We start from the raw sequence: 17444 nt of genomic DNA, 5'->3' as shown, positions 1-17444 counted from the left end.
TGGGTTATGAATGACCTTAGAGCCTACATATGGATACTTTCAACTTAGAGGTCAAGTAGTTGGCATGATGAGCGATAAGGCTTATACAGAGGGTGACAACGGTACTTGGAATAGAATCCAATTCGGCGTCAAAGTTAGCAGCAACTCTATAGTGTATGTTGAGCTGATGGGCTCTAAGCAAGACAGAGTTAAGATGTATAAGAAGATTGGGAAGAGAGTGGACAAGGATGATTCAATTACAGTTCCTTGGTCTGACAGATATAATGAAAAGTATTGCTCGTATAGGAATTCGTTTAATGTTCGATTAAACATTGATGTGAATCGAGAAATGTCATTGTTGCCTCATGATTCAATTAAAAGTATCCACGAGAACCTGAGCGATGGAACAATTGTTTTGGTCAAAGGGTCTCTTCAGATAGATGAGTATAAAGATAAGATACAAGAGAAGTTTGTAATTAAAGAATTATATGATTGCGAATCTTCAGAAGAGATACATGGTAATGAGGAAGCTTATTTTAATCAAGAGATTGTATACTTGAGCGCGAATAACGGGAAGATCCAAACCAAATTGATTTACCGGAAACATGGGGATATAGAGATTGTTCCTTATGAATTCAGCGCTAAAAATGATAAGTTGATTAACTATTTCAAAGAGAATATCCAACCCAATTCAACTCTTAGAGTTCATGGAGTTATTAAGCATTACGTCCCTACGGAGACTGTTGATGGTTATGAAGTCATTACAGGATCAGCAGTAAAGGAATTAGTTATAACAGGTGGAAGCACGAACTCTATAGTCCAAAGCAGATACTCAAACGAAGAACTTGAAGATGATAGAATTATAGGAAGCCCATTTGAAGAAGAGAAGCATGACGAGAAAGTTAATGAATGGGGCTTTTGAAAGGATGTGAGAGCATAGATAGCTTATCCATGCGCAGCCCACCAAATTAATCACACTCACAGTGGAATGATTATATTAAACAATTAAATAATACATATTAGGAGAGATTAATTTAATGACAAACGAAAAACAACAACTTCAAGAAGGAATTAACAACATTCACATCGAGGGCATCGTAAAAGAGATTCGTATTGAGGAAACTGTGATTAATGGAAAAGATGCTATTTCAGGAGAAATTGACATTCAAGAAACGCCTGAGTCTACACATACCATCAACGTATTCTCTTATAAGATGACTAAGGATAACAAGCTGAATAGACTTTTTGAAGCAATCTGTACAATTAGAGATGAATATAAAACAATTGAAAAAGATGGAGTTGATAATGCTGATAAAGTTCGCATTGAGACAACCAAAAAATTCGATAATGGTAAAGTTGCAAAAAATGAATATGTAGGCCAAGACGGGGAATGGAAGTCTTATCCACAATTGAACGCGAAATTCATTAACCGTATCACTCCAAGTGATGTGTTTGAACCACAAGCGAAATTTACTCTTGAGATTGTGGTTGCGGCACTCAAAGATGAAACACGTAATGGCGAGGAGACTGGAAGATTGATTCTTAAAGGTTACATTGTTAACTATCAAGAACAAAAAGACGATTATAAGAAAATTGTTCCTTTTGATTTTATCGTAGATAATCCAACTTCAGTAAGCTACGTTCAGAATACATATGAAAAAGGTCAGACTGTTAAAATTTTCGGGAATATTGTTAATCAAACGATCATTACCAAAAAAATGATTGAAGTTGGTTTTGGAGAACCACAAGAGCAAATTGACCGCAAAGATGTTCGTGAATATGTGATTGTCGGAGGAACCCCACCTTACGATGATGAAGATAAGAATGCTTTTGATACTGGTCTTATTCGAGAAGCACTAAAAAAACGCGATGCAGCAATTGAAGCCAAGAAGGAAGAGAAGAAGAAAAAGGGAAATAATTCATCACAATCTTCTAATGGTTTCGGCAACACTTTTGATAAAAAAGATCCTTTTGGTCAAGAGAGCACTAAAACAAAACCTAAAAATGATGATCCTTTCTCTGATGATGGTAAGCCGATTGATATTTCCGATGATGATCTTCCGTTTTAATTAACAAAAATATATAAATTATGTAAATTGACTTACAAATAAAAGGAGACTGTAAAAGTCTCCTGAAATAAAAATACGAAATCATAGGGAGAGATAATATTAATGTCATTAGATCCATTCGCACCAGAAATCTCAGTAGTAGCAAAAGGACTAGAAGGTAAAATTATTACAATTTACGGAAGCAATAACCTAGGTAAAACAAAGCAGGCTACTCGATTTAAAAACCCGTACTACCTTGGATTTGAAAAAGGTCTTGGTGCAATTGCGGGTGTTAAATTTGCAGCAATTAATACTTGGGCAGATTTCAAAAAAGTAAATAAGGCACTTACAAGCAAGACAACAGTAGCCAAAGCGAGAGAGTTATATCAAACAATCATCTTTGATGAGGTGGAAGTGTCTGCGCGCTACTGCTCTAAGTTCATCTGCGACAAATACGATGCTGATACAATTGCTTCAGGTAACGATGGGTTTGGTCTGTGGAAAGAATATGAGACTGCATACTTTGAAGAAATTGATAAACTAATTAGCGCAGGATTTACAGTAGTGTTTATTGCTCACCAGACAACAGATAAGGCTGGCAAGGTGTGGGCAAAGGGAGACAAAAGAGCTTTGGCACCCATCATTGACAATAGCGATATTGTGGTTCATCTTCGTTCAAATGGAACGAATGAGAAAAATGAGGTAATCAAATCTTCTGCTTACTTGGCTGAGACATCGGAGTTCTTTGCTCGTAGTCGTTTTGATTACATTCAAACCTATTTGCCAGAATTCACTGCTGAAGCTCTAGAAGAAGCAGTCATTAAAGCCATTGAGCTTCAAGAAGAGATTGAAGGTATTACAGCAGTTACATATAGCGAACAAAAAGAGACTCTTAAATCAGAAGAACTAGACTTCGAGACTCTATACAAGAAAATCGTTGATGCTGGTAAACTACTTCATTCTAAAGATAAAGGTGAAGTAGTAACGGGAATCATTGAAAACGGTCTTGGTAAAGGGAAAAAAGTTACTGACTTTACAAAGAATCATGTGGAAATGATGGTTGGAGTTCTCGATGATTTGAGCGATGAAGTTAAGGCGCTTGGGAATTAGAGACATAATACATAGAGTTTGAATCAAAGACAGATTTGATTAAAATATTGTATCTATATGTAGATATAAATCTCGTTTCAAAATCTACATATAGATAAAGGGAGATGTGAGATGACGGTAAATATTAACTTGTACAAAGATGATATTAATAAATTATTGGAGCTACTTACTAACTTTAGGAAGCGAGATCAAACAGAGGACTATAAGACAGTTGTCGATAGCATTGGGTTACTTGTTAGCTTAATTGTATCTAGCCCCAAGAACTTTGATTCGGTTGAAAGTAATAATTTTTTCGATAATCTAGACCAGTCAATTGAGATAGAAATTGAGAGAGTTCAGAAAGAAACAAAAGAGGATATTAATAGCGGCAACATGAAGAACTATCAAAGCAAGCTACGATTAATTAAGCAATTAAAGAGTGTAAAATCCAGTTTTCCTCTTAGAGTGAAAGTTGACGTAATCGAATATTTTCACGGCAATGACTCAACAAAAAAAGTATTACAAAGAGTTGCTGATAAAATGAGTGAAGGTTTTTTGCTCTCAGGTCTTGAGTCAAAAACTAAAAGTGAGAGCTGTTTGAAAGATAAAGTTATAGAGCGCATCGTGCAACTCAATGGTGACCCTGATATCAGTAAGCACATTACGACATTGTATTACAAAGATGAGAATAATGAGTGGCAATTTGTAAACGACTACACATCATTTATTCAATACATGTCTGATGAACTGCAAGATTATATGAAGTCGGGCAGGACTTTGACTAAGAAATTAGAGAATGAATTGAAGCAATGGCATCGTGAAAGTATTTACGAACCTGTAAACAAGAATGATGTTTCTCAAATTAGCGATTCCACTGAAACGAAAGCGCAGTCTCAACTTGAGAAACTATCAAAACTTCACAAGAATGAATTGATTTTATCGGATAAACAAGCACACGAACTTTTAAAGGCTATTGAAATACTAAGGAATATGAAGATGCTTTAATCGGTAATTCGAACATGCATACAGCCTCACTTGAAATAGTGGGGCTTTACTATAAACAAAAATCAGGAAGGTGATACGTTGGAAGTACTCCTATCTCTATTGTTGGCACTGTCCATTGGTAATATTGGTCAAGTTGGATATGAAAGTGTCACTCAAGCACGAGAAGCGAAAAACACGACTAAGATTGAGAGTGTTAAAGTTGACAAGTCGGCTGAGGTTAAGAAAGTTGTTCAAAAGGAAGTTAAGCAAGTAAAAGCAACATCTAGTAAAAGCAACGACGAGCACGAGTGGATGTATTTCGAGTTAACTGCATATTCCAATCACGAAAATTCCACTGGCAAGAATAAGGGAGATGTAGATTACGGAATTACCGCAAGTGGAGAAAAGACAAAAGAAGGCGTTACAATAGCTGCTGACTGGCGAGTGCTTCCGAAGGGAACTCGTGTTTACATAGATGGGGTTGGCGAAAGAATTGTGCAAGATAAAGGTGGAGACATTAAGAATAAACGGATTGACGTGTATTTTGAAAGTGAGAAGGAAGCTTTAAATTTTGGTCGTAAAAAACATGTGAAAGTTAGAATTATTGATTTGTAGAGGATGAATACATATGAAGGCACAAGAGCAACGAATTGAAGAAGTTTGTAGAGATGTCGAATCACTACTAAAGAAAAAGAACAACGACTACGGGAACTCTTTTAGTATTCAGTTTGAGAAGTATGGAGTAATGAGTGCAATGATTCGCATGGACGATAAAATGCGACGACTTGAGAATCTAATGAAAGGTACTCTTGCACAGGTTGATGAATCGATTGAAGACACTCTTCTTGACTTGGTGGGTTACGGAACTCTCGCTTTAGTTGAGTTGAGAAAGCAGAAAGAATTTTAGGAATGAATAGGCTTAAAACAGTTAGATACATAAGTGAAACTTCTGTGGATGAGATGGTCAAACAGATCGTCTCTAAACAGAGTGATATTGGTAAGGTTATAGAGTCAGCAAAAGCAAGTAGAACAGAATATGGATTAAAGGTACAAGAGCTTATAGAACAATTAGAGGCACTGTAAAAGATGTATTTTATGGGAAGGGAATGTAGAAATGAAGAAGTTGTTCATATTGATGCTATTGAGCATTGCATTGGTTGGTTGTTCCTCAAGAAGTGTTCAAGACAAAGCACAAGAAATTGATTACAGATTCAAAGTAAATAGTACAAGCAATATTGCTGGTAATCGGTATGTTGCTGTTCTAGAAGACAAAGAAACGGGATGCAGATATATATACGCCTATGCCGCAAACAACAGTGTGGGAACAGCATTAACCCCACTTCTTACTGAGAAAGGCGCACCTGTATGCGGAAGCGATAAAGGTGAATGAGTGGAAATTGTCGATAAGAGAATTGCAGTAGAGACAAATGCAGAACATGGTGATGTGCTCGTCACTGAACTAGGCAATTATGTATTCATCACTCATGACGGTAACAGCGGTTCATACGGCTTTGTATGGATCGGAGATGGTCTTGAGATTAGAGATTGGAAAGATAATCTAGATGACATAGCAGTGGGGGACAAGATTAGAGAAACGACTATTGTATCAATTATCAAGAATAAAGACATTACAATTTCATTTAACAAGGAGAAATCGAATGAGTAAATTTAAAGAATTCATCAAAAAGGTAGCAAGTAAATTTAGTACACCAGTTAAACCATTGGCCGCGGAAGTGTTTGAGGAAGAATCTAATTTGGACATCAAAAATAATTTAAAAGAAAAGTTGAATATTCAAATTGAAGATTTGTCGTTTAAGGATTCATTTGAGAAACTTAAAGAGGCAATTAATAAATTTACAATCAATGTTGATCGAATTAAGAGCATCCATCAAGAGAATGAAGAAATAAATAAACTTCAGAAAATCAAATTCAAGACGAAAAGTAGTCGAATTAAAAAGAAGATTCAGAAACGGATCGATACATATGGAAAATAAGTTCATTATTGTAGCTCTTGATGATTGGGAAGGTTTGTATTACAAAAATGAACTTATCTCAGAAGGACACGAGATTGGTCGTAGTGAGCTAATTGGATTAATGAAGCAACATAAAGTATGGGATGTAGATTTTAAGTATCTTAATAAAGAAGGCGAAAATATTGTTCAGGCATATGCGAGTATGTTCAATAAATATGAAGAAGCGAAACCTTATTTAGAATAGGAGTGACAAGTATTGAACAATAGATATGACTGCTATTTTGAATTGCCTCGTAAGGGAATTTACTTTGAAGTCGATACTGAGGGATCGCATGTGTCCTTCTCCAATTACAAAGACTCTACGTTTTTGACGGAAGTATGTCTTAAGAAAGATGATGTAATACGTTTAATTGAGCAGCTTCAAAGTTATATTTCAGTAAAATAAAGAATTCTTTTAGAAACGAGGAGTGTACCATGAAAGCACATCTTAAAAAAAATTATTTAAACTATATTTTGGTAATCATTGCAGTAATAGCAGCTTCACTTTTGGAAGAGAGTGTACTTAAGCTTAGCTTTCAAGGTATCTGGGTATGGTTTATATTACTGCTGGTTTGTCCCATAATTTTGGCTCATGTTGTCGTCTATTGCTATATGTTGATTATGGGAGGTAGTTATACAGTTAGTAGCGAAGGCATTGTTAAGAAATTAAGGAAACTAAAAAGATCTAAGTAAAATTGATATTTCACATAGAAAGGAGAATGGCAAGTTGACACAACCAACAATTGACCAGTTGGCAATCATCTCATATAAGGATGGGCATTGGAAATATGGATATGTAACAGAAATATATGAGCAAGGGTACGTATTGAAAATGGAGAATGGAGGAAGAATTCTCCGAGAATACAATGATAATGAATCAACCCAGAACACTGAGAATAATAAATCACCAATTGAAGTTTTGCTTTTAACAGATAGAGAAAGCAGTCCTACTCTAATTAAAAGGAATTGGCTTGGTAAGCGGATATTTAAAGGATTGATATAATGGCTTACTGTAAGGGAAAGAGGCGAAACTATTGAACAAAATTTTGATTCGAGACTATTACTATAGTTGCTCAGATGGTTGTTGTGGTGAATGGGGAACAGAATTAATTGTGAATGATAGGTTGGCTGGCACATATACAGATGTTGACATGGATGTTGTAAAGAATTTATTAGAAGCATTAGATGTGGAGTTTGAACTTGAATACATATATGACCATCAAGACTAAAAGAAATCGATCATTTACTGAGAAATGAGGTAGAAGTTTAAATTGGAAAAACTTAGATGCAATGACCCAGAATGTATTGAGCTTTATGAAAGTGCGTGGGAAGATATTGAATTGATTTTGTATGTAGAAGAAACAATGACTACTCAATATAAGATTCTCGAAAATGGAGTGTTGAATCTATTTGATTCTGATAATGATGGGCAGAAAGTTTGGTTGTGCTGCCCTTGTTGTGATGGGAAGTATGAGTTTAAACAGGAATATGTTGAGGTTGAAAAATGTGCAAGGCTAGACTTTGACATTAAAGATGAAGAAAATCTTCAAATTGAACGGGTTAAAGAGTCTTGGGAACGTTAATATTTGAATGATATCAGCATTTGACGAAGAAAGGGAGATAGAATATGAATCAAGATTTAGTGAATGAGCTTGTGAATATTATTAAAGGATACAAAGAACTGTCTGATTTCATTGAAAACGATGTACCCTACAAATACGCAGAGGACATTCGCCAAGAACTTTATCTGAATACATACTTGGACGATGTAGCTTCTCGAATTAAAGACTTAGCAGTGAGTGAGTGATATATTGCAATTCTTAACTGTTTGCGTAGTAGTTTATGTAGCCTGTGGATTGACATATTTATCATGGGCTATAGCTTCTGAAGGGTGGAATTGGGATGTAGGGAATGGGTGGGTTCCTAATTGGATGGCTTATCCCTTAGCTATCATGCTTTGGTGGCTATGGTTGTACAGATATTTGATGAAATGAAACTTTTACTCAAAATGAAAGGGTGATTAAATGAAAGCAAAAGTGATAGGTTTAGTAAAGAAGAAACAGTATTTTATGGAACGTCTTAAGCTACAAGTAGATTGGTTCTCGTTAGCGATTAATGGAGATAGCGAAAGTAAGGAATTTAGTTACGATGAAAACAGCAAATATCATGGCAAACTTTCATATAAATGGAGCAACCCGGAAGAAGTAATTCTGAGCGAGAGATGTCATTTTGCAAAATTACTTAAAGAAAATGAGGATATTGTCCTTGGTGCTCAGACATATAGTATCAGCAAGGTGAAATACATAGAAGATGGATCAGTTATTTATTATGTTGAAATTGAAATTGATGATGAAAAAAGTAAAAAAGAAGCAGAAATGCAATTGGCTCTAAGGGAAGCTTATCTATTGGGTGTTGATACATGGGGTAAGTGTATTCATGAATTACAAGTGGAATGTGATGAACTTAAATTGGAGAATTGTGAAATGAAAAACAATAAAAAGGCAAATGAACAAAAACGGAATAGTATTTTGATTTGGAATAATAAACGAGGGACGAAACGATGAATTGGTTTAAAGATATCCCTGTTTTCGAATGGGACGATCTAGAAGGCAAAACTTTACTTATACGCGTAGAAGAGTCTGAAGGTGTAAAGATTTTAGCTGGATACGATCCAGTGGATGGTAAAATATATGTTTTAGCACAAGAGTTTAATAAAGGAGAGATGTAAACTGTCATATACAGCAGAAGAAAGAGAAACAGTGATTACTTCAAACGACGAAACCAAGCTTTGGGATGTATTCACATTACAACAGACTATCATTACAAAGCTCCGTAAGGTAGGGGCAGAGCCTTACAAAGTAGATTCTGATGGGGCTCATTATTATAAAGACCTCAAGTTTAGCCAAGTGTCATTTAGATCTGGCAAAGAACGTGTAATGAGCGAGGAACAAAGACAAGCAGCTAGTGAACGATTTAAGAAAATGCATGAAGAAAAGAAAGCAGAATAGATTATGAATAGAGAGACAATAGAACGAACAGAGACTCAAAGGGATAAGATTATTGCAACTTTGAAACGAGCTGGTGGGACAGGAGTAACAAATGTAGAGTTAAACAAGATTGCGCTTAGATACAATGCACGCATTCAGGAATTATATGTGCGAGGATATAAGATACATAGTGAAGAATTAGATGGTGGAGTTACTAAATACATATTGATTTCAGAACCAACAGAACCATTTAAGAAGCCAGATAAGGCAGTGGACATTTTAATTGAAGATATTGAGAGTAAATATAATGGAAACATTAGCGCGCGCGAATTGAACGAGTATTTGGAAATGCAAGGATTCACAGTTAGACGTAAAGTTGGATCGTATTGTTAAACAATAAAATAATAACTTGGAGTGATGATTTATATGGAGTTGTTCTTCAACAAACTTAAAAAATTTATGTCTGAGTGTGAAGACTTAGAAAGTTCAAAGGTGGCGGGTTATTACCGCACCATAGAACAGATGAGCGATAAATTGAAACAATTGTTTGAAGAGTGCGAGAAATATAATTTTTCGTTTACATTCTATAGTTCTTCGGAAGGACATTATTCACTTTATGAATCTGAAGGAATAGATGTTCAATTTTTCGAAAAAAGTGATGGAGGCAGTGATCAATGTGAATGGGATAGGCATCTGAATTTTATTTATACAATTGAACTAAGCGACGATATGCGGGGCAGTTATTGTACTTGCGAAGAGTCTGATATTGGATTTGATTATAGGTATAAATGTTGCGGAGTAGGGTGTGATTGGTATGTTCCCAATGTCACCGTAAAAAGACATGAGACAGTGGCAACAGATTCGTTTGGTGGGTATGAAAAAGACATGTGGAAACTTCAAGATAATTGGAATGGAGATAAAAACGATGCCGAAGCCCAACAAAAAGAAGCCCAGAAAAGATACATTCAAGAACAAATCGACAGATTGAATAGCCAAATGCAGTCACTAGATTAATACATAGAATACCTCATGAAATGAGAATTTTAAATAGAAATGGAGCTGAGTTGTTGAACGTATTTAAGCGGTTATTATTGAAGAGTAATTTATTTAGAAAGACAATACATAGAGGTAGCGAAGAAATACATAAGCAAAAATTGAACGACATTAGTAATCACTTAAGAGAAGTTAAAAATGAATTGATCAAATTACTACCAACTCAGATGTGGCAGCGGTTTGAAGGTGAGGCTTATATCTCAGGTGGATGCATCTATAGTCTATATCATGACAAGCAGCCAAAGGATTACGATTTCTTCTTGGTAAATCAATCGCTCGTTGATGAGCTTAGAGAATATTTTATTGAACGTGCTGGATATCATGGCAGTGATATAAGTGGTGGAACATATCACGACTTGCCTTTAATCATCACAAACAATGCAATTTCTATTGGCAAGTATCAGATTATTACTCAGTGGGTGGGAGATCCGCAAGAAGTGATTATGGAATTTGATTTCAAACACAATCAGTTCTACTGGAAGAATAAGAGAGTGTATACGTTGAGTGACTGGACTTACCTGAAGGGAAACGCATTGGTTTACAACGAACAGAGAGCACGAGACATTGTTGGGACTATTGTTCGGGTTCCGCGATTTATCCAGCGTGGGATGACTATAACACAAAAAGAAATGAGTAAGGTGTTATTGAAATTACATAGCGTAGGTTTTACTGATAAGGAAATTGAGATTTTGAATAGTAATAAAGCAGATAGACATTTTGGATCATAGGGGGATTTTATGACTAAGAAAATAGAGATCAAAACTCCGGTTTTTGAAAGTGTACAAGTCGGTGAACATGTGGAAGTGAAATGGGAAACAAGCAATGGACAGAAATTTGATTATGAACATCAAGCTGAGAGTTACGAATTCAATTACTGCAAAATCAAACGTAGAGGTGTACATTTGTCAGTCGAAGATGCTGAAGTACTGGACTTTGAAAGCATTGAAGATATGAATCGACACGAAGAGGAAAGTATATATGGTGGCTATATCAAGAAATACGATAAGAGTATTATGAAATTCCCTAATACATTTGTACACTACACTTGCTATGATCCTGAGCGGGAATTCGAAATTGACGATGAAAGCGGATATTATCACAGTGAACCAGACACACACGTTCATATTGTTACACTGAGTGAGTATAAAAAAATGCTAATTAGTGAAGTTGAAAATCTTAAATGATATCGTGATTTCATTTAGAGAGGGGTAAGATCTTTATTAAGAAATTAGTTAAAAATGCAAACAACTATTTGAAAGACTTTTATTATGCTACAACAAGATGGATTGACGTATCGCACTGCAAAATGAAATATCCAGACTATGCTGACAATGAATACAATCAGGGAAGACTTAAGCACATTTGGGGCGTAAAGTCATCGATAGATAATCGTTCTAACGAAGCTAATATGTATACATTAAATGATATTGAAATAGTTTACGACAGAAAGAACAAATGGTACTTCTTACATATGCAAACTCAACGCTGCGAAAGTAAAAAAGAAGAAAGAGGCTATCTTCAATCATTGCTATTATCATTCAAGGATTATATGGACGACAATGGCTTTAATACGAATTATCAAAAGAAGTTTCTATATTCTTTACCTAATGTTAATAGTCATGCTGAATCGATTGAAGAACTCTACATAAATTTCAAGATGTATGTCGAAGGTTACTGCTCTGTTTATGGGAAGGGTGATTAAAGTGTCTGTATTCTGCGATAGTGAATGTAAGATGGTCGGTGCGATTTGTGACTTTTGTATACATTATCAAGATGATAATACACATGGTAAGTTTCAGAGTGAAGGCATATGTAAAGTAAAAGGTATTCAAACTGAAGAACATTTTTCGTGTGATGATGATTTTCACTGTTTTCAAGCCAAGTCGTGATAAAGGAGAGTTAAGAGTATGAGAAAAGCAATCATCAGAGGGTACATCATATTTGACGAAGAAGAATTGGGACATAAAGATAATATTATCGGACAGATTGATCATGAATTGTTCAACCTAGAAGGCGTTGTCGAATGGGAGTTTGATTATGAGTTAAACGAAGAGATTGAATACATACAAGAAGATTAAATCTTGATGAAATCGCAATTTCATTTAGAAAGGAAGAGGAATAGATGGTTAAGATTGAAAGAAAAGTAGCTCAATTAACACCTATCGCTCTAGAAGCAGGAGATGTAGTGATTATTGGTGAGACTCCTTACTTAATTTCTTGCTACAACAACGAAGGAGATTGTCTGCTCATTGGTTTGGACGATGGGAACAGATGGAATGACAATGCTTTTCCAGAAGGTATTGATATGAGCGAATTATTAAGGTACACAGGCGAAACGTATTTGACATTTGAGTTAATTAAGAAAAACCAATACGAAATGACAATCAATATAAAATAGAAATTTCATTGGGACAGAAAGGAGTTAGGAAATGGAGCATGTTCTTAATGAGTTGAAACAAAGAGACAGAAAAATAATCAAACATGGACAATTAGATCATAAAGTAATTCTTGAATTAAAAATGATGACATCCTTTTATGATTACATAGAAATAAACACCACTTATCATGATGATATGAGTGATCAAAACCTTGTTACATGGATGGATATTGAGGGTATGGGGTATGGATGGATCTGGGCAAGTTATGATGAAAAAGACTGGTTTAAAATGATGCTTCGACTTGTCTACGATGAATGTAGATTACTAAAAGAAGAAATGAGCCATGCATATTACTTTGTATATGAATATCAAAATATATTGTTCTATCACTTTGTTGTTAAAGATGGGAATGTTCGGAGAGATAGAATCGTTCAACTTTCAAATGAGGAACTGTGGGGATAATTTACCGAGAGGAGGAAGGGTGGTGAATACTATTATAATCAGAGCAAAAGAGATGGATAGTAAATCAATTGAAGAACAGCTTCTCTTCTATAAACAACAGTTTGAAGAAGGAAGTTGTGTTATGTCTGGTTCGGAACTACGTAATGATTGGGTTATTTATAACGATCAAGCGTATAGTACAGAAGCATTTGAAATAATAATTGCAAAAGAAAAAGCAGAATTAAATGAACGTATTGAAAGTTTAAATAAACAGATTAAACGAGCTGTGTCAGAATTGGATAGGTTAGAAAACGAGTTTGATGAAAACTAATTTACTAAGGAGAGATCTGAATTGTATTCAAATTATGAAGATGAGAATGAGCAGGGTTTTGAGAGTAGATTTATGGCACTGGTAAATTTAGAGGTTGAAAAGAGAGTAAAAGAGCATTCTGATGAATTGGAATCGCTAAAAGAAATGAACAAGTTATACCAGCAAAAAATCACTGATTTGAGACTATCAAGCAAGAAGCTTGAACAGATTGGATTGTTTGAGGCTCTTAAGTCTAAGATAAATAAAGAAAACATCTCTGAATTGATAAAACATTTAGACCTTAAATCAATCTCAATTAGCTTTGATGGAATGCACAATGATGAAGTTCCACAGTGGTTTAAATTAATTGTGAAATACTATCCAGACAAAGATAAAATTTTTGCGTTGTTTGACCTTTTTGATATTGAATATCCGCAATGGGCAAAAAGCTACAAGCTCCCCTTTGACTATGGTAAAGATGAGTTAAATATGATTTTTAGTAAACTTCATAAGATGTATGTGTGTAATGGTTGTATCTATGATCATAATATGGGGTTTCATTATACTTACATTAGTCGCCACAAAGGTAACTTAGAAAATTTATTTGAAAAGGAATCGTATGTTGAAATACCATGGAATCTACTTTTGCTAAACCCACTGTTGATTCAAGATGAATATTTCAAACTGATAATTGATTCCATAGCTAAGAAAGAGAGTCAGTCGGAATACTTTTTCAAGATTCAAGACTACCAACAGATCAGTGACAAGCAAGCAAAGGAACTATTCAATTATCTGCCAAAGAAGAAGTTATTTGAGGTACATAGGGTGTTTGTTAAAAATAATGCTTCACTTATCAGTACAAATTCTGATTTAGCTGAACAATTTAAAGATCAGATGACAGACAATCAGTATGGGGATTTCTATTATCTGAATTTTCCTTTTAAGTATCAAAAAGAATTCATCCTGAAAAGCAACTTTAGAACCGATTCAAAAATTGAAATGATCAATAAATTAAATATCTCCAAAGATGAAAAGCTCAAATTGATAATCGAGATGTCTAGTAAGTTAATCTAGAGTTTTAAAAATGTCCATGAAACATAGATTTTACTTGAAATAAGGCGCAGCGATACATAAAAGAGGAGGAAATTTTAATGAGTAAATTGTATGCACTAGGGGAAAAGTATAAGACGTTTAATCAATTCATAGATGCAGCACTTGAGAGCGATGAAAATGCCGAAGATGATTTGCAAATGTACATTGATACTCTAGAGGCAATAGAGGATGAGTTCGGGAATAAAGTAGAAAATATTGCAAAGTTTTTAAAGAACATCCAAGCCGACATTAAGGCATTTAAAGAAGAAGAAGATCGACTAAAAAAGAAACGGGGCTATTTAACGAATAAGTTCGAAGGACTAAAGAGTTATACTCAAAGTGTTCTTGAAGTGAACAAAATTGACCATGTAAACGCCGGAACTTTTAAAGTGAAATTACAGACAAGTCCACCTTCTGTTAACATTATTGATGCATCTAAGATCCCAAGTAAGTATAAAGCTGAACAGGAACCTAAGATTGATAGCAAGGGACTGCTGGCTGATATGAAGAATGGCGTAAAAGTTGAAGGTGTAGTACTTGTAAGTGACAAAAAACATTTAAGAATCAGTTAATTAAGAATAAATATATATACAAATATTAAAAATAGTGATATGATGACTTTAACAAGTTGTTATACCACTATTTTTATTAGGAGGCGATACATAAATTGAAAGACAGCAAACCAGTTGATTTAGAAAAGATGATGATATTAGCTGAAGAATTGGGCATAAAAGTAACTAAGAACAGTCAAAACCCTGGCTTCTACATCACAACTAATGGGGAGCGCAAAAATTTAGATGTAATAGATTTATTCGTGGCAATTTTCCCTGAGGTAGCAGATATTAAACATAAAAAAGAGCTAGGAGGGCAAGTGCATTGAGTAATCATATTTATGCTGAAATGTTAATCCAGTACATAACCGATGCAACGCCTTTAGAGGAGAACTTAGTAAGAGTAATCGTTAGCCATTCTTCATTTGCAGAGATGTTAAATGAAGATGAAGAATTTATTGGACACTATCCTTTGGAGTATTGGGCACAGCAAGTACTTGACGAAGCCGTACAAAGGGTGAGATCCGCACTGGATGCTTTAGAGAAAGACAGTGAAGAGTAAATATAATAGAATTTTATTGTAAAAGATCTGTTTCATAAAGAAAGGAGAGTGTGTATGAGTCAACTGGATGATGTAGGTTTTAAAAGAAACAATAGGGTTTTAATTGAAAATACAGAAAATTGTCCACCTTCACATAGTAAGTATCTAGACAAGGTTGGAACAGTTCAAATTCTTGACAATCTAACCTCCAATGAGGCAACTCACATTGGGGTGTCATTTGTACTCGATGAAGAATTGCATGCAGCTTTCTATTGGGAATGCAAACAAAATAATTTAATGCCATTAAAGCCACACGTTGCAATTTTCCAACCGGAGAATTTAAGAGTCGTATAGTTTTAATAATTCATTGTAAAAGGCACGTTTCATAGGCAAAAGAAAGAAGGGAATGAGTGTTAAAGAAGTGGCTTCAGGTAAATTTAATTGGTTTGTCTGTAATAATGTTCTTTTTACTGATCGAAACAGTAAATCCAGACGTTAGACTTCCCTTTCATCCATGGAAAATTATGTTGGTATTTAGTTTTAGTATGACGATTGCAGTACTTGTTGTTAAAGTTCTATTAAAATATCGTAGGGAGTGGTTTGAAGATGATCAAGTTAATTGAAGGAGACCTCCTCACTGCACAGGAGGGCATCATTGGACACCAAACAAATACCAAGGGCGTATGGGGCTCTGGAATTGCCAAAGCAATCAAACAGAAGTACCCAGATGCTTATCCGTTTTACCAGTTGGCATGTCATGAATATGGTGATAGATTACTGGGCCTATGTTGGACGACCAAGGTAAACGAAAAGAGAGTTGTTGCAAATTTATTCGGACAGACTACATATGGAAGAAATAAAAATATCATATATACAGATTATAATGCATTGAAAACTGCGCTTGAATCACTGAAGTTACGAGCAAAAAAGTTTGGTTATAGTGTGGCGTTACCATATAACATTGGTTGTGGATTAGCTAATGGAGACTGGAAAGTTGTTTATGAGATTATTGAAGAAGTATTCAGTGATTATGAAGTGACACTATATCGATTGTGAGGTGAAAGAGTTTGTATAAGAAATATTGGAGTGAAGATGGAAAGAAATACAGGCTGGAAGTAAAAGAAGAGCGTGTAAATACAAGAAGAATTAATGGTATGAATTTCTATAAAACTGTCTATAAATTAAGGATTTTTGAGAAGCAGAAATGGTTCATGGGTTGGAAAAGTATATACCGAAACCAGTGGGATGCCGATAGTGAAATGGATATTGAAAGTAAAATACATAAGTGTGTCGGAGATTGTTTTCTAGGAAATCGGTCAAGCAAAGTTTGACTACTAATACCATATGAAAGGTCTATTTTATGAGAAAGAGGAGATATCAATGACCGAGAAACCGCTATTCTTTATCTATCAATCTGGATTTCGACAAATATCGTTACCGCCAGAAAATGAACATATGAATAACTTACAAATTATAAATATAACATCATGTGATGGTGGTTGCCGAATTACTACAGATACCGATACGAGAGAAGTATGGACAAAATTAAATAAGTTTAAAGGCAGAAAGATCGTTGAGATATGGTGTGACACTAACGAGATTCATGACGGAGGAGTATTCGAAGAGGCAGTTCTCAGAGATGATGGTTATGGATCACATTCTATAAGTCTTAATTTCAATGAGTAGAAAAATAGAAACCATACGAAATGCGTGTTTCACAAAGAAATGATAGGTCGTATAACGTAGCAAACGAGAGAAATTGAGAGTATGAGGGAGGTTGAAGTTAGATGAAAGTAAACACAGATAGCATCTGTATAAAATGTAAACACTTTTGGCATGAATGTGGAGATCCAATGCAGCAAGATGTATATGAATGCTACGAAACGTGTGGCAATCCAGATGAAATCATTCGGCGCGCTTTTGAAGATACCTATGAGATTAATGAGTGCAAAGGATTCACTGAAGATTAAAAATAACAG

General features: G+C 34.9%; 35 protein-coding genes. All 35 read left to right on the top strand.

The features are described 5' to 3' along the window. The first annotated feature begins 10 nt into the window (after nt 1-10). The 35 genes from ACFVQB_RS14585 (at nt 11) to ACFVQB_RS14415 (ending at nt 17435) form a co-directional block, all read left to right on the top strand. Nucleotides 11-901, top strand: a complete 891-nt coding sequence (locus ACFVQB_RS14585; RefSeq protein WP_379440199.1) for a hypothetical protein — start codon at nt 11-13, stop codon at nt 899-901. A gap of 115 nt (nt 902-1016) precedes the next feature. Then, nucleotides 1017-2048, top strand: a complete 1032-nt coding sequence (locus ACFVQB_RS14580) for a single stranded DNA-binding domain-containing protein (RefSeq protein ID WP_379440196.1) — start codon at nt 1017-1019, stop codon at nt 2046-2048. A 102-nt stretch (nt 2049-2150) separates the two neighbouring features. Then, a complete protein-coding gene (locus ACFVQB_RS14575; RefSeq protein WP_379440194.1) occupies nt 2151-3137 on the top strand; it encodes an ATP-binding protein in 987 nt (328 codons plus the stop codon). A 111-nt stretch (nt 3138-3248) separates the two neighbouring features. After that, entirely contained in the window at nt 3249-4121 is an 873-nt protein-coding gene (locus tag ACFVQB_RS14570; RefSeq protein WP_379440191.1) for a hypothetical protein, read from the top strand. Nucleotides 4122-4199: 78 nt separating this feature from the next. Next, nucleotides 4200-4715, top strand: a complete 516-nt coding sequence (locus ACFVQB_RS14565) for a 3D domain-containing protein (RefSeq protein ID WP_379440188.1) — start codon at nt 4200-4202, stop codon at nt 4713-4715. A gap of 13 nt (nt 4716-4728) precedes the next feature. Then, nucleotides 4729-5007, top strand: a complete 279-nt coding sequence (locus ACFVQB_RS14560; protein ID WP_379440185.1) for a nucleotide modification associated domain-containing protein — start codon at nt 4729-4731, stop codon at nt 5005-5007. Between the two features lie 207 nt (nt 5008-5214). Then, entirely contained in the window at nt 5215-5490 is a 276-nt protein-coding gene (locus ACFVQB_RS14555) for a DUF6440 family protein (RefSeq protein ID WP_379440182.1), read from the top strand. Then, nucleotides 5491-5766, top strand: a complete 276-nt coding sequence (locus ACFVQB_RS14550; RefSeq protein WP_379440180.1) for a hypothetical protein — start codon at nt 5491-5493, stop codon at nt 5764-5766. Next, nucleotides 5759-6094: a hypothetical protein gene (locus tag ACFVQB_RS14545; RefSeq protein ID WP_379440178.1), complete on the top strand. Its 336-nt coding sequence runs from the start codon at nt 5759-5761 to the stop codon at nt 6092-6094. Before ACFVQB_RS14550 ends, ACFVQB_RS14545 begins: the two co-directional genes overlap by 8 nt. Continuing rightward, complete coding sequence (locus ACFVQB_RS14540; protein ID WP_379440175.1) at nt 6084-6317, top strand: hypothetical protein; 234 nt, start codon at nt 6084-6086, stop codon at nt 6315-6317. Before ACFVQB_RS14545 ends, ACFVQB_RS14540 begins: the two co-directional genes overlap by 11 nt. Before the next feature lie 230 nt (nt 6318-6547). Next, nucleotides 6548-6805, top strand: a complete 258-nt coding sequence (locus ACFVQB_RS14535) for a hypothetical protein (RefSeq protein ID WP_379440173.1) — start codon at nt 6548-6550, stop codon at nt 6803-6805. Nucleotides 6806-6839: 34 nt separating this feature from the next. Further along, a complete protein-coding gene (locus ACFVQB_RS14530; protein ID WP_379440171.1) occupies nt 6840-7115 on the top strand; it encodes a hypothetical protein in 276 nt (91 codons plus the stop codon). Nucleotides 7116-7146: 31 nt separating this feature from the next. Beyond that, nucleotides 7147-7341, top strand: coding sequence for a hypothetical protein (locus ACFVQB_RS14525; protein WP_379440168.1), 195 nt, complete (start codon nt 7147-7149; stop codon nt 7339-7341). Between the two features lie 42 nt (nt 7342-7383). Further along, on the top strand, nt 7384-7695 hold the full coding sequence (locus ACFVQB_RS14520; protein ID WP_379440166.1) for a hypothetical protein: 312 nt from the start codon (nt 7384-7386) through the stop codon (nt 7693-7695). Nucleotides 7696-7739: 44 nt separating this feature from the next. Beyond that, entirely contained in the window at nt 7740-7919 is a 180-nt protein-coding gene (locus ACFVQB_RS14515) for a hypothetical protein (protein ID WP_379440163.1), read from the top strand. Between the two features lie 217 nt (nt 7920-8136). Next, nucleotides 8137-8676 (top strand): PH domain-containing protein, encoded by a 540-nt coding sequence (locus ACFVQB_RS14510; RefSeq protein WP_379440160.1) that lies wholly within the window; start codon nt 8137-8139, stop codon nt 8674-8676. Then, nucleotides 8673-8840 carry a hypothetical protein gene (locus tag ACFVQB_RS14505; protein ID WP_379440158.1) on the top strand — a complete coding sequence of 56 codons (168 nt, stop codon included), beginning with the start codon at nt 8673-8675 and terminating at the stop codon, nt 8838-8840. Before ACFVQB_RS14510 ends, ACFVQB_RS14505 begins: the two co-directional genes overlap by 4 nt. Before the next feature lie 31 nt (nt 8841-8871). Beyond that, nucleotides 8872-9120, top strand: a complete 249-nt coding sequence (locus ACFVQB_RS14500) for a hypothetical protein (RefSeq protein WP_379440155.1) — start codon at nt 8872-8874, stop codon at nt 9118-9120. 3 nt (nt 9121-9123) lie between these two features. Beyond that, nucleotides 9124-9492 (top strand): hypothetical protein, encoded by a 369-nt coding sequence (locus ACFVQB_RS14495; RefSeq protein ID WP_379440152.1) that lies wholly within the window; start codon nt 9124-9126, stop codon nt 9490-9492. Between the two features lie 33 nt (nt 9493-9525). Continuing rightward, the gene (locus ACFVQB_RS14490) at nt 9526-10113 is read left to right on the top strand and encodes a hypothetical protein (RefSeq protein ID WP_379440150.1); all 588 of its coding nucleotides are present in this window, start codon (nt 9526-9528) and stop codon (nt 10111-10113) included. 53 nt (nt 10114-10166) lie between these two features. After that, nucleotides 10167-10880 (top strand): Gabija anti-defense Gad2 family protein, encoded by a 714-nt coding sequence (locus ACFVQB_RS14485; protein WP_379440148.1) that lies wholly within the window; start codon nt 10167-10169, stop codon nt 10878-10880. A gap of 9 nt (nt 10881-10889) precedes the next feature. Next, complete coding sequence (locus ACFVQB_RS14480; RefSeq protein ID WP_379440145.1) at nt 10890-11336, top strand: hypothetical protein; 447 nt, start codon at nt 10890-10892, stop codon at nt 11334-11336. 723 nt (nt 11337-12059) lie between these two features. Continuing rightward, on the top strand, nt 12060-12230 hold the full coding sequence (locus tag ACFVQB_RS14475; protein ID WP_379440142.1) for a hypothetical protein: 171 nt from the start codon (nt 12060-12062) through the stop codon (nt 12228-12230). 44 nt (nt 12231-12274) lie between these two features. Then, complete coding sequence (locus tag ACFVQB_RS14470) at nt 12275-12550, top strand: hypothetical protein (RefSeq protein WP_379440139.1); 276 nt, start codon at nt 12275-12277, stop codon at nt 12548-12550. 31 nt (nt 12551-12581) lie between these two features. Beyond that, nucleotides 12582-12992: a hypothetical protein gene (locus ACFVQB_RS14465; RefSeq protein ID WP_379440137.1), complete on the top strand. Its 411-nt coding sequence runs from the start codon at nt 12582-12584 to the stop codon at nt 12990-12992. A gap of 22 nt (nt 12993-13014) precedes the next feature. Next, nucleotides 13015-13302: a hypothetical protein gene (locus ACFVQB_RS14460; RefSeq protein ID WP_379440134.1), complete on the top strand. Its 288-nt coding sequence runs from the start codon at nt 13015-13017 to the stop codon at nt 13300-13302. Nucleotides 13303-13323: 21 nt separating this feature from the next. Then, nucleotides 13324-14355 carry a hypothetical protein gene (locus ACFVQB_RS14455; protein WP_379440131.1) on the top strand — a complete coding sequence of 344 codons (1032 nt, stop codon included), beginning with the start codon at nt 13324-13326 and terminating at the stop codon, nt 14353-14355. Nucleotides 14356-14432: 77 nt separating this feature from the next. Next, nucleotides 14433-14945: a siphovirus Gp157 family protein gene (locus tag ACFVQB_RS14450; protein ID WP_379440129.1), complete on the top strand. Its 513-nt coding sequence runs from the start codon at nt 14433-14435 to the stop codon at nt 14943-14945. A 95-nt stretch (nt 14946-15040) separates the two neighbouring features. Next, entirely contained in the window at nt 15041-15253 is a 213-nt protein-coding gene (locus ACFVQB_RS14445) for a hypothetical protein (protein WP_379440126.1), read from the top strand. After that, nucleotides 15250-15486, top strand: a complete 237-nt coding sequence (locus ACFVQB_RS14440; protein WP_379440123.1) for a hypothetical protein — start codon at nt 15250-15252, stop codon at nt 15484-15486. Before ACFVQB_RS14445 ends, ACFVQB_RS14440 begins: the two co-directional genes overlap by 4 nt. Before the next feature lie 54 nt (nt 15487-15540). Then, nucleotides 15541-15819: a hypothetical protein gene (locus ACFVQB_RS14435; RefSeq protein WP_379440120.1), complete on the top strand. Its 279-nt coding sequence runs from the start codon at nt 15541-15543 to the stop codon at nt 15817-15819. Between the two features lie 252 nt (nt 15820-16071). Then, entirely contained in the window at nt 16072-16521 is a 450-nt protein-coding gene (locus ACFVQB_RS14430) for a macro domain-containing protein (RefSeq protein ID WP_379440117.1), read from the top strand. An 11-nt stretch (nt 16522-16532) separates the two neighbouring features. Then, nucleotides 16533-16796, top strand: coding sequence for a hypothetical protein (locus ACFVQB_RS14425; protein WP_379440114.1), 264 nt, complete (start codon nt 16533-16535; stop codon nt 16794-16796). Nucleotides 16797-16845: 49 nt separating this feature from the next. Further along, on the top strand, nt 16846-17151 hold the full coding sequence (locus ACFVQB_RS14420) for a hypothetical protein (RefSeq protein WP_379440111.1): 306 nt from the start codon (nt 16846-16848) through the stop codon (nt 17149-17151). Nucleotides 17152-17252: 101 nt separating this feature from the next. Further along, nucleotides 17253-17435 carry a hypothetical protein gene (locus ACFVQB_RS14415; RefSeq protein WP_379440109.1) on the top strand — a complete coding sequence of 61 codons (183 nt, stop codon included), beginning with the start codon at nt 17253-17255 and terminating at the stop codon, nt 17433-17435. Nucleotides 17436-17444 lie beyond the last annotated feature (9 nt).

The organism is Paenibacillus sp. NPDC057886 (assembly GCF_042796655.1).
Classification (GTDB): Bacteria; Bacillota; Bacilli; order Paenibacillales; family Paenibacillaceae; genus Paenibacillus.
This window is presented reverse-complemented; position numbering and strand designations above follow the sequence as displayed.